Below are 14279 nucleotides of genomic sequence, written 5' to 3'. Positions count from 1 at the left end.
TGATGGTGCGGGCAGAAGGGGCCGAACGCGGGAAGACGTGCCGGGTCGGCAGCTTTCTGACAGCTTCCTTCTCAGTTGGCCCGGCGTCCGCCGCGACCGTGTAGCGACCCGCGCCAACTACTGGAACGAGTGTCCCACAAGTTCGGTGTTGATCGATACACTTCTGCGACCCCCGCCACGCCCAAGTGGTTACCGGCGAGTAATGAGGCGTAATCTCCTCAGCCACGAGCTTCTGGAGAAAGGCCGCCACCACATGGGAGCCCTGCAACTGGTCCTCGGCGTCATCGGCGTGGCCATCAGCGTCGTGGCTTGGGCCGTCTTCGTCTCGGGTGCCGTCCGGATGGTGCGGATCATCCGGCTCGGCCAGCCCGACCCGACCCGCACCGGGCCGTTCTGGCCGCGGCTGCGGACGCTGGTCGTCGAGTTCGTCGCGCACACCCGGATGGCCAAGGTGCGCACCGTCGCCCCGTGGCACTGGATGGTGATGTGGGGCTTCCTGATCGGCTCCGCCGTCCTGTTCGAGGCCTACGGCGAGGTGTTCGACCCCGGGTTCCACTGGCCGGTGTTCGGCGCGTGGCCGATCTGGGGCCTGCTCGTCGAGCTGCTCGGCATCGGCACGGTCGCGGGCGGCGTGGCGCTGATCGTCATCCGCCAGCTCAACCACCCCCGGCGCGCCGACCGCGTGTCCCGGTTCGCGGGCTCGAACTTCAAGGCCGCGTACTTCGTCGAGGCCGTGGTGGTCATCGAGGGCCTGGGCATCCTCGGCGTGAAGGCGTTCAAGCAGGCCAGCGGGATCGAGGAGCTGCCGCTGTGGTCGAGCTTCGTCACCGGGCCGGTCAGCGGGCTGCTGCCCGCGTCGCCGGACTGGGTCTCGATCATGGCGATCACGAAGCTGCTCTCCGGCATGATCTGGCTGATCGTCGTGGGCCGCAGCCTCACCATGGGCGTCGCGTGGCACCGGTTCAGCGCGTTCTTCAACATCTACTTCAAGCGCGAGGACGACGGCGCCGTGGCGCTGGGCGCACTGCGCCCGATGATGAGCGGCGGCAAGGTCCTCGACCTGGAGGAGGCCGACCCCGACAAGGACGTGTTCGGCGTCGGCAAGGTCGAGGACTTCACCTGGAAGGGCCTGCTGGACTTCAGCACCTGCACCGAGTGCGGCCGCTGCCAGTCGCAGTGCCCTGCGTGGAACACCGGCAAGCCGCTGTCCCCCAAGCTGCTGATCACCCAGCTCCGCGACCACGCCAACGCCAAGGCGCCCTACCTGCTGGCCGGCGGCCGCAAGGACATGGCGGGCGACGAGGTCGGCATCACCGGCGACGACTACCAGAAGCGCCTGGAGTCCATCGACGTCCTGGCGCTCGCCGAGGCCGAGCGCCCGCTCATCGGCGGCCCCGACGAGCTGGGCGTCATCGACCCGGACGTGCTCTGGTCGTGCACCAGCTGCGGCGCCTGCGTCGAGCAGTGCCCCGTGGACATCGAGCACGTCGACCACATCGTCGACATGCGCCGCTACCAGGTGCTCATCGAGTCGAACTTCCCGTCCGAGCTGGGCGGCATGTTCAAGAACCTGGAGAACAAGGGCAACCCCTGGGGCCAGAACGCCAAGGACCGGCTGGCGTGGACCGAGGGCCTCGACTTCGAGGTGCCCGTCTTCGACGGCGAGCTGGGCGACGCCGAGTACCTGTTCTGGGTCGGCTGCGCGGGCGCCTTCGAGGACCGCGCGAAGAAGACCACCCGCGCCGTGGCCGAGCTCCTGCAGACCGCGGGCGTCTCCTACACCGTCCTGGGCCCGGAGGAGACCTGCACCGGTGACCCGGCCCGGCGCGCGGGCAACGAGTTCCTGTTCCAGATGCTGGCCCAGCAGAACGTCGAGGTGCTCAACGGCGTCTTCGAGGGCCGCGAGCCGGGCAAGCGCAAGATCGTCGTCACCTGCGCCCACTGCTTCAACACGCTGGCCAACGAGTACCCGCAGGTCGGCGGCCAGTACGAGGTCGTGCACCACACGCAGCTGCTCAACAAGCTCGTCCGCGAGCGCAGGCTCGTCCCGGTCGCCGAGGTCACCGAGGACATCACCTACCACGACCCCTGCTACCTCGGACGGCACAACAAGGTCTACGACGCGCCCCGCGAGCTCCTGGGCGCGTCCGGCACCACGTTGCGCGAGATGCCCCGCCACGGCGACCGCTCGATGTGCTGCGGCGCGGGCGGCGCGCGGATGTGGATGGAGGAGCGGATCGGCAAGCGCATCAACGTCGACCGCGTGGACGAGGCGCTCGGCACCGCCCCGTCGAAGATCGCCACCGGCTGCCCGTTCTGCCGCGTCATGCTCACCGACGGGCTGACCGCGCGGCAGAACGAGGGCAAGGCGGGCGCGCACGTCGAGGTCGTCGACGTCGCCCAGCTGCTGCTCACGTCCGTCCGCCGCGGCCTGGACAAGCCCACCCCCGCGCAGGAGTCGCCGGTCGAGGCCTGACACCCGCGTGACCAACGGCGCCCCCGGTCCGAGTCGGACCGGGGGCGCCGTCGTGAACGCGGGACGGCGCTGCGGCCAAACACCTGGGTGATGACTGTGGTCGACAAGAACCCGCCGCCGGAGGTGCCGCCCGAGCGCGTCGCACCCCGGACGGCGGCGGACTTCCAGGCGCTGTTCAGCGCGCACGCCGACGAGCTGCACCGGTACCTGTCGAGATGGGCACCAGAGGCGGCCGACGACCTCGTGGCGGACGTGTTCGTCGCGGCGATCCGCGGCCGCTCCGGGTACGACCCGGACCGGGCCGCCGTCCGGCCGTGGCTGTACGGGATCGCGACGAACCTCATGCGGACCCACCTGCGGTCGCGGCGGCGGGAACGCGCCGCGACGGCTCGGGTCCAGACGCCGGGGCACGCCGACAGCCACGAGAACCGGGTCCTGGACCAGGTGGACGCGCAGGTCAGGGCCCGCCAGCTGGGCAAGGCGCTGGACGGGCTCGCCCAGCGCGACCGGGACGTGCTGCTGCTGACCGGGTGGGCCGGGCTGGACTCCGCCGAGGTCGCCCAGGCGCTGGACATCCCGGTCGGCACCGTCCGGTCGCGCCTGCACCGCGCCCGCCGCCACCTGCGGGCCGCGTGCCCGCTCATCGACGCAGAGGAGAACGGCGATGCCTGACCAGTGGACCGACCAGGAACTGGACCGGGCGCTCGCCGACCAGCCCGCCGGACCCGCCTTCGGCCCCGAGGCCCGCGCCAAGGCGCTGGCCAGGATGGAGGAGGCCTGGACCGAACCCGTCCAGGCCCCTCGGCGCGGCAGGTGGCTGGCCGCCGCGGCCGCGACGGTGCTCGTCGCCGCCGGGCTGTTCGCGGTGCGGGCCGCCTCCGACGAGGTGCCCGCCGCGAGCGCCGCCGAGTCGTTGGAACTGGCCGCCCGGAGCGCGTTGAAATCGCCGGACGAGCCGTTGGCCGACGGCGAGTACCGCTACCTGGCCCGGCACTCGTGGGACATGGGCAGCGCCAAGACCACGACGGGCAAACCCCTGGGCGCGCTGGTGCACGACGTCCAGCAGACGTGGATCCCGAAGCAGCGGTCGGGCGAGTGGCTCCAGCGCTCGTCCACGCTCGACTGGCGGTGGGTGCTCGGCAGCGAGGAACTGGCCAAGGCCGAGGGCGACAACGGCCTGCTGGACTCGCTCAAGCGCACCACGCAGGACCGCAGGGGGCCGTGCGGCGACTGGCCCGACTTCCACGTGCTGGGTGGGACGCCCGACGACGGCAAGCCGTGCGACGAACGCCGGGGCAGCTGGTACACCCCCGCCCCACCGTTCCTGGCCAGCCTCCCCCTCGACCCGGACGCCCTGTACGGCGAGCTGTGGTCGGCGGCCAAGGCCGACGCCCCGCAGGCCCTGTCCCTCGCCGTGTCGGTCCTGAGCACACCCGAGGCCCCTCCCGCCCTGCGGGCCGCGCTCTACCAGGCCCTGATCCGACTGCCGGGGCTGAAGACCACCGAGAACGCCGCCAACCTCGCCGGGCAGACCGGTGTGGCGCTGGGCGTGACCACCGAGCACCTCCGCGACGACATCATCATCGACCCGACCACCGGCCGGTTCATCGGCAACCGCATGGTGCTGGCCAAGCCCGGCACCGACTACTACGAGGGCCTGCCCGCGGGCACGGCCATCGAGTTCTCCGCCTTCACCTCGGCCACCGTCCCGGCCGAGGGCGTCGAACCCTGACCGGCACCTCGGTTCCGGCGGGTTCCGCGCCACCGGAGCCGAGGAGGCTCAGTCCTCGTCGGTGATCTTCTCGTAGACGATGTTCAGCACTTGGTGCCCCCGATCCATGGATCGGGGGCACTTTTCTTGTGGTAGTTGCACACCTATCACCTGGTGTCGAATCCGCCTCATTGCGGAAGGAGGAGACACCTCACTACAGGACGGATTGCACGCGACTAAGGGTAGAAGTACACTTTGCTCTCATGGGCGATACACAGTCCGACACGCAGGCCGAGAGCGCCTGGCCCGTCCTCAAAGAGGATGCGCGCGTCGATGCCGCCTGGCCCGTCCTCGAAGAGCACGAGATCCGCTACCTCGACCATGTGGGGAAACTCCTGGCACCGCGCTCGCCGGAGCAGATCTTCTTCCACGAGCACGAGGAAACCGACGAGGTCCTCCTCATCAAGAAGGGCCACGTGAAGGTCGTCGCAGGCAGGCCGCCTCGGATCGTGGCCATCCGCAAGCCCGGCGACATCATCGGCGAGATGGCCTTCCTCCGCGGCAAACCGCGGTCGGCCAGCATCGTCGCCTACGACGAGGTGCTCGCCCTGCGCATCCCCGGCCAGCAGTGGTTGAACTTCCTCTACCTGTTCCCCCGTGCCATGCACGCCCAACTGGTGGCGGCGGACGGACGGCTGGATGAGGCCACGAGCAAGTTCGTCGGCTCCGACTGGGCGATCGAGCGGAAGCTCGCCAACGTCCTACTCGAACTGCTCGACCTCGATCTCGGCGAACAGGTGGACGGCAAGCAAGTTCTCCGCTTCAACCAGCGCGACCTGGCATCACTGGCCGCTGCCTCGCACGATTCGATCAAGAAGATCATGCGGAGGCTCCGGGACGCGGAGATCATCTACACCGGCAGGCAGACCATCGAGATCTGGAACAGGGAAGCGCTCGGGGAAATCGCTTCGGGCAGCCAGACTTCGATCATCTAAGCCATCCACGACGAGGCGGGAGCCGGTATGAAGGGCCAACCAGGACCAGCAAGGCGGGAGGGTGACCGCTTGTTGGAACTGGTCAGGGAATTGGACCTCGACCCCGACCACTTCGTGATCTTCGGTAGCGCCCCCCTGTTCGTACAGGATCTGCGCGACGACATCCAGGACTTGGACGTGCTCGCGAGAGGAAGTGCCTGGGAGAAGGTCACTTCGTCGGGCGGCGCGAAGGCGACCGGCACCGAGACCGGCGACGTCGTCTGGCAGTTCCACGGCGGGCGGATCCAGTTTTCACAGCAGTGGATCTCCGCCGACTTCGACACCGACGCGCTGATCGACGGTGCGAAGCTCGTCGACAACCTCAGGTTCGCCCAACTGGACGAGGTTCTTCGCTACAAGGAACTGCTCGGCCGTTCCAAGGATCACGATGACATCGCGGCCCTGCGGGAGCACCTGCGACTCACCCCTGCCTTGGCCGGTGCCACATGAACACCGCGCCGTCGAACCCATCCGCTCCGACCACGGGCGGATGCCACCGCCGACTCGGGAGAGGGGGTGAGAGATGGTGGATTCCTCCGCGCAATCGATATCGCCACAGGGGCCCGACAGACAACAAGTGGCCGCAGTGAGCGCGATTGTGATCATCCTGGAGGTAATGACCCTCCTGAGCAGCAGTCCGGCGCCGCACGTGGCAGCAGCCGGACTGCTGGTGCTGGGCTTCCGCATCTGGTTGGACAGAGCTGCTAGCGGAAGTTGACTCCAACAGGAGTGGTAGGCACTGGTGACAAGAGGCCTGGACCGCCTTCGGTCACCGGATGACTACCCCGAGTGTTGCTCCGTTCTCGGTTGAACGGAGCAACACTCGGATTCACTATATCGACGGCCTAGCGTTCGGCGAAGTGTTATCACTCCTCGTGACAACGTGATGAGCTGTACGTACGTTCGTGATGCGTACGTTCGTGATGAGCTCAGTCCTCGTCGGTGATCTTCTCGTAGACGATGTTCAGCACCCAGCCGGTGATGGCGACGATGATCGCGCCCCAGAACGCGGGCCAGAAGCCGGTGACCTCGAACGGCAGGCCGACCGACTCGGAGATGGTGCCCGCGAGCCAGAACAGCAGGCCGTTCACGACCAGGCCGAACAGGCCGAGGGTGATGAGGTAGAAGACGCAGCCGAGCAGCTTCACCACCGGCTTGATGATCGCGTTGATCAGGCCGAAGACGAGGGCCACCAGCACCAGCGTGCCGATCTTCGCCGGAGTGGACGCCTCACCCAGATCGATGCCGGGGATCACGGTGGACACCCACACCGCCACCGCCGTCAACAGCACCTGCACCAAGAATCCCATGGCGCAGGCTAACCGCGCAGGTCACGTGCGCGCGGGATTTTCGACACAAAGTCGCCGGGCCGGGAAACCGGCGGAGCCGCCCGCGTCCTAAGTGGACGCGGGCGGCTCCGCCACCCCTTGGTCTGCACCTGCTGTCGAGATCCCACTTGTAAGGACTCCGGAAACGTCCCGTTTGTTGCACAACGGGCCGGATCTCACCCGGACGCACCAATGGGCGGCCGGCGGCGAGCCGCAATAGGGTCAGCACCATGAGCGAGGAAGCGGCAGATCAGGGCAGCGAGAGCAAGCTCACCGTGGTGCTGGCCCTCGTCGTGAACCTGGCCATCGCCGTGATGAAGGCCGTCGCGGGCATCATCACCGGGTCCGCGGCGATCCTGTCGGAGGCCGCGCACTCGGTCGCCGACACGTTCACCGAGGCCCTGCTGCTGACGGCCCTGCGCCGCTCGGACAAGCCCGCGGACCGCAAGCACCCGTTCGGCTACGGCAAGGAGCGGTACTTCTGGTCGCTGCTCGCCGCCGTGTCGATCTTCGCGTCGGGCGCGATGTTCGCGTTCTACGAGGGTTTCCGGACGGTGTTCGGCGAAGCCGAGGAGCAGACCCGGCCGCTGGTCGGCTACATCGTGCTGGCGCTCGCGTTCGCCATGGAGTCCGTGTCGTGGGCGCAGGCGGTCCGCCAGGTCCGCCGCGAGTCCAAGGCGCAGGACCGCTCGATCGTCGAGTACCTGCGGATGTCCGACGACCCGACCGTGAAGACGGTGTTCCTGGAGGACTCGGCGGCGCTGACCGGTCTGCTGATCGCGTTCGCCGGTGTCGGCCTGCACCAGCTCACCGGCTCGTCGGTGTGGGACGGCATCGCGTCGCTGGCCATCGGCGTGCTCCTCGCGGCCGTCGCCTACTCCCTCGCGCGCACCAACCGCGGCCTGCTCATCGGCCGCCAGGCCGACCCCGTCATGATCAGGGCGATCGGCCAGCGGCTGCGCGAGGCGCCCGAGGTCGAGGCCGTCGTCGACCTGCTCAGCATGCTCACCGGCACCGACCGCGTGCTCCTGTGCGCCCGCCTCGACTTCGACGACGCGCTCGGCGCCGCCGACCTGGAACGCGCCTGCGTCCGCATCGACGGCGAACTGCGCGCCGAGTTCCCCGACCTCGACGAGATCTTCCTCGAACCCGTGCCCCGCAACGACCCCGCGATGCGCGAACGCGTCCTGTCCCGCTACGGCTTCAACCTCTAGCGGGGTTGTCGCCGGTTCGCGCCGGTCAGCGGTTCGGGCTGCTCGGTGGTTCGTACCGGTCGGTGGTCGTGCCGGTCAGCGGTTCGTGTCAGTCCGGTGGAAGTTCAGGTAGGCCCGCGACGGCGTCGGCCCCCGCTGCCCCTGGTACCGCGACCCCGCTTGCTTCGACCCGTACGGGAACTCCGCCGCGCTGCTCAGCTGGAACAGGCACAACTGCCCGATCTTCATCCCCGGCCACAGCGTGATCGGCAGGTTCGCCACGTTCGACAGCTCCAACGTGATGTGCCCCGAGAACCCGGGGTCGATGAAGCCCGCCGTCGAGTGCGTCAACAACCCCAACCGCCCCAACGACGACTTGCCCTCCAACCGCCCAGCCAGGTCGTCCGGCAACGTCACCTTCTCGAACGTCGACCCCAGCACGAACTCACCGGGGTGCAACACGAACGGCTCGTCCGCCGCCGTCTCCACCAGCGACGTCAGGTCGTCCTGCTGCATCATCGGGTCGATGTGCGTGTACTTGGTGTTGTTGAAGACCCGGAAGAACCGGTCCAACCGCACGTCGATGCTCGACGGCTGCACCATCTCCCCGTCGAACGGGTCCAGCAGCAACCGACCGGACTCGACCTCTTTGCGCAGATCACGATCACTCAGCAACACAGCCACAGCCTAACCACCCCCGACCCCCGCGCACCCCGACCCCGCTCTGTGTATGATCGGTCCCGCAGTGCACGCGGGTGTAGTTCATTGGTAGAACGACAGCTTCCCAAGCTGTAGAGGCGGGTTCGATTCCCGTCACCCGCTCAACGACGAAGGCCCAGGTAAGAGCCGATTTCCGGTTCCCCTAGGCCTTCGTCATACCGTGGGCAGAACCGCGCCGTGCACTCCACGTGCACTAGCCAGCCGGGACCAGCGCCCCCGCCTCGCCCTCGTCGTCATCCACTACGAGCGGCCCGACCGCTCGGGCATGGCCACCGCGAGTTGCCGAACCGCTTCCCGCTGTTCCTCACTCAGCGCCCGCCACGCTGCCACCTTGTTGGCCTCCTCTCCCCCAGGCACACGCTCCCTGGCGATCAGCCCGTCCAGCCCGGCCGCCATCTCCCTGTCCGCCTCGCTGGTCGCGTGCTGGTAGATCAACGCCGCTCGCGGGCTGTCGTGCCCCATTCGCGCCATCAGGTCTTTGGTGCTGGCCTTGGTCCGCGCGGCAAGCGTGTTGCCCGTGTGCCGCAGGTCGTGGAAGTGCAGATGCGGAACACCAACAGCGGCCACCGCCTTCTTCCACCCTGTCCTCGGGTTGAAGTCACCCCGCCGAAGCGGATTGCCGCGCTTGCCTGTGAACACCCAGGCATCCGCCCCCGACTGGGTGAACTCCTCCAGGTGCGCGAGGAGGTCGGCACGAATCCTGACCGGCACTGTCACCTTCCGCCGCCCGGCACGCGACTTCGGCGGCCCCCAGACCAACTCCCGACCAGGCAGCTCGACGAACGCCCCGGCGACCTGAACCCAACTCCCATCGGGTGCGACGTCCATTCGCCGAAGTCCGGTGATCTCACCCCATCGCAGCGTGCAGAACGCGGCAAGCAGCACAAACGTCCGATAGCGAGGCTCGGACATCCGAGAGGCCAGGTCGAAGACCTGGGAAACGGTCAGCACTGGCCGCTCATCCGGGCTCTCGGCACCGGCACCCGCCACCTGACACGGGTTCCGCAGAATGATCCGGTCCTCATTTGTCGCGGTCATCAACACCGCGCGGAGGAGCCGATAAGCTTTCGCCGCCATCGTCTCCGAGACGCCCGCGCGAAGCAGGTCAGCACGCCACTTCCGGATCATCGGGGTATCCAGGTTACCGAGCTGGACATTGCCGAGGTGCGGCGCAATGTACTTCTTCAGCAACCAGCCGTAGAGCTGGACCGTGCGCGGACGCAGCTTCGGCCGCTCGGAGATCCACGACTCCGCGTAGTCCTGAAGCCTGATCTTCGCCCGCTCCGGATCAGTCCACTCACGGCGCGCAATGGCGCTCTCGACGTGAACCAACCACCGGTCCGCGTCCCGCTCGGTAGCGAACGTCTCCGGTGCCGGATGCCGCTTGCCGTCCGGCCCGGTGTACATCGCTTGGAAACGTCCGGACGGCAGCTTGCGCACCAGGCCGAACCGACGACGTCCGCTCTTCTTGCCCGCCATCAGGCCGCCTTCCACAGGTCACGGCGAACCGAGTCGGGCGTGATCGCGTCCACCCGACCGGCCTGAACGAACGCCTCGAGGTCTCCAACAGCACTGTAAGCGTCGGCAAACGCGGACTCGATGCAGGTCTCGGCTGTCTTACTGATGCGAAAACTGCACAGATGGGACGGAAGGGACGAGGGCGAACGGCAAGCTGGCTGGGTTAGACACTCGGCTGCCGCGGTTGTGGACAGGTCAACCTTGGCAGCGGCGACGGTCCACAAACGTGCCCTCGGATAGAATAGGAACTGTAGCTTGTTGCCTGCGAAGGGTTAGAAGCATAGAACGCTTCGCACGCGATGACCAATAACGGCAACCCGACCGGCCCGAGGAGACCTCCTGATGGAAAATTATCCGCCGAACCTGGCGATGGACAATGCGTCGAAAACGTTAGAGGACAATGCCCACGTGGAGGCATAGCGTTGGAAGCGCCCTCAGAGCTTACGGCAGCATTGCGAGGAATAGCGAATGTAGCCTACAGTCGCTTCGGTGATCGGCCCGGATTCGATTGTCTCACCGTCTTTTTGACTTGGGAGCGGATGCTCGAACTGGATGCAAACTATCACGGGTCCATATTTTTTGATCCCACCGAACAGTATCGCGCTTTCAATAATCGGTATAGCGCACCACAGGCGCGACTGGAACTGATTGTCGTTATCCTTAAATTAGCGCAAACCGCCGCCGATCACGAGAGCAAGATTCTGGCCAGGCGGATACTGAAGCGAATGTTGCCTGACCTACTTGGAAGCTCGCCATCCAAGCCACTTATGTATACAGGACTCCAAGAGTCCGGTGTGGCTGTTGCGTTAGCAGTGTATGATGAATTCTGGACACAAGATTGGTGATCAAATATGTCAAAGTCTTATGTGCTGTCCGTTGGTATCGATAAGTACCAATCGATCGCGATACCAAACCTGTCGTGGGCGGCAAATGATGCACGGGTGTTCTATGACGAATTAACTCAGGGACGTGCATCAACATCCGTAGAATCACTGCTTCTCATTGACGATCAAGCAACTACGTCGACTATACGCGACGCGATGGGTGATTGGTTAAAGACGGCAAACGAAGAGGATAATATCGTCGCCTTCTTCGCTGGCCATGGGGCTCGCGAACTGCCAGTTGGCGCTGACATCAGAAATGGCACGGAAGCCTACTTGCTTCCGTCTGACGCAGACATGGATCATTTGTATGCAACAAGTATCTCACTCAGCAATGAGCTGCCAATAATTCTCAAAAGAATTAGCGCGGGAAATGTTACCTTTATTTTTGACTGCTGTCTCGCGGGCAGTAGTCGTACGTTCGATTCAAAATTTCGTTCACGAGGAATGGACGGGCCAAACTTTACAAAAATTCAAGCTATTTCTGATGTTTGGCTGAACGCAGCGGTCACCGCAGATAATGGAAGTCTCCACGACGTCGGAGAGGGCGTTTCAGTACTAATGGCGTGCGGGCCGAATCAAGTCGCATTGGAGGACAGCGCTCTAAAACATGGCGTATTCACTTATCACCTTCTAGAGGTTCTGGCTGAATACCGAAAATCAGGCTCCATCTCGGTCTCTCTGGGCAACGTGTACGCCGAGGTCGTGAAATTGGTCCTAGATCACACGCAAGCGACTCAGGTGCCCGTGCTTGAAGGTAGACTTGCTGACCAGCAGTTATACGTAGGGAGGTAAGAGTTCAGTTGAATATCGACCGCTCTATGCTGAAAATTCTTGCCGATACACGATGTGCAGATCAGGTAATAAGGTTGACCAATGAAGCCCTAGAGAATACGCCGGGTCGCAGCATTGGTCAAAATGACGTTTTCCGTCATGAGTGGGTTCATTATCTCCAATTCAGTGGCACTCCCACAGGGGTGATGTTATCGTATTTTCGACGCAATTGTTTTAATTTACTTAAACAGACACTGATAGATTCGCCGAAGGGCAAATACGACACGAAACCATTTTGTGATAAATTGGCAATGTTCAAAACACTCTGGGAGGCATGGCCCCCCAACTGGTACAGCGCTGGTGTAGCGAACCCGCTTCCCGTCTCAGCAGTGCGACTGGAACTTGATGGACTTCACGTCGAGTTGTCGGGATCCAACTTCGAATTTCGACTGCCTATTGGATTGCAGGCGGTTTATGAGGCGCTAGCATGGTGCGCCGCGATCTTGGAATCAGACGATTTTGACATGCAAGTAGTCCCTAAGACAGCTGACTATTTGCTCTACACCTGGCCCTTGTGGGTGCTGGCCAGCAGGCAGTCGAGCAGCATTGATTCCATCAAGCGTGAAGATATTGCTGGAGTTCTTCCACTCTTATTTATCGCTTGTTTCTATGATCACCGCGTTCTTCCCGCACCGAATCCTGGTCTAGCTGAAAGTTTCATGAGCATTAGACGTGATCTCGAAAAGCGAAATGTAACAACAGGTCGATTTATATGGCAAATATTCCGCGACTATGAGAGATTCTGGAAGCAGAGGCCATCCCTCGGAAATGTTAATTCCTACCTAGGACAGATCGGCCTTCCTTCGATTGGGTTAATGCTAGAAGAAACTGTAGAGACCGTCCGAAGATCACTTACGCACACTGAAGAGTTTTTTTCGCAAATGTCTGCCTCAATGAAAGGCGGCACTATACTAATTGCGGATGACATGGTGGCGGAGATCGATCTCCTTCGAACCTCAATCGTCAACCTGGAGATCGTTAACGAACAATTTGACCGCGCCCTGCTGTCCCCATTGTTACTTTTGCCTGATCTCGTTCCTGCCGTATGTTCGATCGAGCGACCAGATGGTTACGACTGGTTCTCGGTAACGTTTCAAGATGGCCCTCAGCACCACGATGCTAGTCAAGTTGACAACCGAATCATCTTGCGGGAGCAGCTGTCGATCACTGAACATGTCATGATGCAGGCGGCTTTCGGGACGCATCTCGGATGCTATGGGTCCATCGATTGGCGATTGCCTATAAATAACTGCCCAGCTACTAGAGATTGCATGAATATTCCAGATAAGATTGGAATCAAATTTTGTGTCGACCCAGCCTGGCGGCAACGTGTCGGAATGATTTTAGATGGACTCTGCGGACATCACAACACACCTCCGCCGGAAAGTGTATTTCCTGGCATAACCGCAGCAGTGAAGGAATATCGCAAGGTGCTACGCGGCGACGATCCCGATATCGCTAGAGCTAAAATCGATTTCGACCAATTGGGCCTAAATAGGTATTTAAGCGCCCTCTATCAACCGGATAGAGATAGTTGATTAATGACTTTACAGTCGACCACGAGATCCATCACGGAATAGTCCATCAAGCCGTATTAACCCCTGGTCGAGTTTGATCCCAGTTTTCGAAGTACTCGTTCTTGAACGACATCCGCACGGCCGTATTCGATCGCACCCGATACCAACTGTGATGAAATCATTGCTGCAGGACCTGCCTGTGTCACGCACTTCTATTCGCCAAGCTGCCTGAGCTTTCTCGGAAAGCGTAAAGCCGCCTATGCGACATTTAACTGACTCCAGTGGGGCTGGTCGTCCTCAGCAGTAAAGCTACTAGAAGGATTCGTGGCAGAACTTGTACTGCTTACCGCGCTCTTCACCTGCTCGGTTCCGCAGGCTTACTCGCCAGAAGCGCAATTGCGTTGTCAATGAAAATTCTCGTGGTCATGGTCTTCATGGTGACTGTCTGCGCGGGTAGACTTTTGACTCCACAACATCGGCGAACCACCCGAATGAATTTTGTGAACAGTGCTACAGATCTTGAATGGCCAGGGTTGATCGTGCTGTCCACGGCGTGTTCTTGATGACCATGCCCCAGGAGTGGGTATCCCCGAGTCATGAGATACGCGGATGGAGGTGGCCTGTCCGAGCAGGGCAGAGCCAGACGTGAAGCGGTGCGATTACAGGCGGCCGACCTGTTCGTCCGGGATGTGCCCGTCGCGGAGATCGCCCGGCGGTTGCGGGTGTCGACCAACGCGGTCTATGTCTGGCGCCGTCGATGGCGGGCCGGTGGCACGGCGGCGCTGGCGTCGAAAGGTGCCGGCGGGTCATCCTGCCGCTTGGACGACACCCGTCTGAATCGGTTGGCCCAAGCGTTGGAGCAGGACCCCGCCGCGCACGGTTACGACGAGGACCAACGCTGGACGCTGGCACGGGTCTCGGATCTGATCGCCCGGATGTTCCATACCCGCTACACCCTGCGCGGGGTGTCGTATCTGTTGCATCGCATGGGGTTCTCTCTCTCTCTCTCTCTCTCTCTCTCTCTCTCTCTCTCTCTCTCTCTCTCTCTCTCTCTCTCTCTCTCTCTC

General features: G+C 63.3%; 13 protein-coding genes and 1 tRNA gene. 11 read left to right on the top strand and 3 right to left on the bottom strand.

Annotated elements, in window-relative coordinates; genetic code table 11:
- Positions 1–253 precede the first annotated feature (253 nt).
- The 5 genes from CLV43_RS42595 (at position 254) to CLV43_RS42575 (ending at position 5671) form a co-directional block, all read left to right on the top strand.
- On the top strand, positions 254–2476 hold the full coding sequence (locus CLV43_RS42595; RefSeq protein ID WP_106196012.1) for a (Fe-S)-binding protein: 2223 nt from the start codon (positions 254–256) through the stop codon (positions 2474–2476).
- Positions 2477–2566: 90 nt separating this feature from the next.
- Positions 2567–3148, top strand: coding sequence for an RNA polymerase sigma factor (locus tag CLV43_RS42590; protein WP_106196250.1), 582 nt, complete (start codon positions 2567–2569; stop codon positions 3146–3148).
- Positions 3141–4208 (top strand): CU044_5270 family protein, encoded by a 1068-nt coding sequence (locus CLV43_RS42585; RefSeq protein WP_106196010.1) that lies wholly within the window; start codon positions 3141–3143, stop codon positions 4206–4208. Before CLV43_RS42590 ends, CLV43_RS42585 begins: the two co-directional genes overlap by 8 nt.
- Before the next feature lie 242 nt (positions 4209–4450).
- On the top strand, positions 4451–5182 hold the full coding sequence (locus CLV43_RS42580; protein WP_106196008.1) for a Crp/Fnr family transcriptional regulator: 732 nt from the start codon (positions 4451–4453) through the stop codon (positions 5180–5182).
- A gap of 69 nt (positions 5183–5251) precedes the next feature.
- Complete coding sequence (locus tag CLV43_RS42575; RefSeq protein ID WP_106196006.1) at positions 5252–5671, top strand: hypothetical protein; 420 nt, start codon at positions 5252–5254, stop codon at positions 5669–5671.
- Positions 5672–6150: 479 nt separating this feature from the next.
- On the opposite strand, the gene CLV43_RS42570 is transcribed toward CLV43_RS42575, so the two are convergent.
- Positions 6151–6531: a phage holin family protein gene (locus tag CLV43_RS42570; protein ID WP_106196004.1), complete on the bottom strand. Its 381-nt coding sequence runs from the start codon at positions 6529–6531 to the stop codon at positions 6151–6153.
- A 248-nt stretch (positions 6532–6779) separates the two neighbouring features.
- On the opposite strand from CLV43_RS42570, the gene CLV43_RS42565 reads away from it, so the two are divergent.
- On the top strand, positions 6780–7763 hold the full coding sequence (locus CLV43_RS42565; RefSeq protein ID WP_106196002.1) for a cation diffusion facilitator family transporter: 984 nt from the start codon (positions 6780–6782) through the stop codon (positions 7761–7763).
- Between the two features lie 75 nt (positions 7764–7838).
- On the opposite strand, the gene dcd is transcribed toward CLV43_RS42565, so the two are convergent.
- Positions 7839–8420 carry a dCTP deaminase gene (gene dcd, locus CLV43_RS42560; RefSeq protein ID WP_106196000.1) on the bottom strand — a complete coding sequence of 194 codons (582 nt, stop codon included), beginning with the start codon at positions 8418–8420 and terminating at the stop codon, positions 7839–7841.
- Positions 8421–8493: 73 nt separating this feature from the next.
- Between dcd and CLV43_RS42555 the strand changes: the two genes are divergently transcribed.
- A tRNA-Gly gene (locus CLV43_RS42555) sits at positions 8494–8564 on the top strand.
- A 138-nt stretch (positions 8565–8702) separates the two neighbouring features.
- On the opposite strand, the gene CLV43_RS42550 is transcribed toward CLV43_RS42555, so the two are convergent.
- Complete coding sequence (locus CLV43_RS42550) at positions 8703–9941, bottom strand: tyrosine-type recombinase/integrase (RefSeq protein WP_106196248.1); 1239 nt, start codon at positions 9939–9941, stop codon at positions 8703–8705.
- 578 nt (positions 9942–10519) lie between these two features.
- Here CLV43_RS42550 and CLV43_RS47440 point away from each other — a divergent pair.
- The 4 genes from CLV43_RS47440 to CLV43_RS47430 form a co-directional block, all read left to right on the top strand.
- A complete protein-coding gene (locus CLV43_RS47440) occupies positions 10520–10825 on the top strand; it encodes a hypothetical protein (RefSeq protein ID WP_146175131.1) in 306 nt (101 codons plus the stop codon).
- A 6-nt stretch (positions 10826–10831) separates the two neighbouring features.
- A complete protein-coding gene (locus tag CLV43_RS42540; RefSeq protein WP_106195999.1) occupies positions 10832–11656 on the top strand; it encodes a caspase family protein in 825 nt (274 codons plus the stop codon).
- Positions 11657–11730: 74 nt separating this feature from the next.
- The gene (locus CLV43_RS47435; protein ID WP_146175130.1) at positions 11731–13233 is read left to right on the top strand and encodes a hypothetical protein; all 1503 of its coding nucleotides are present in this window, start codon (positions 11731–11733) and stop codon (positions 13231–13233) included.
- Between the two features lie 575 nt (positions 13234–13808).
- Positions 13809–14279 (top strand): helix-turn-helix domain-containing protein (locus CLV43_RS47430; protein ID WP_146175129.1); only part of this gene is annotated, 471 nt, incomplete at its 3' end.

It is taken from the genome of Umezawaea tangerina (assembly GCF_003002815.1).
Classification (GTDB): Bacteria; Actinomycetota; Actinomycetes; order Mycobacteriales; family Pseudonocardiaceae; genus Umezawaea; species Umezawaea tangerina.
The sequence above is the reverse complement of the archived record's forward strand: the minus strand, read 5'-3'. Positions and strand labels throughout refer to the sequence as shown.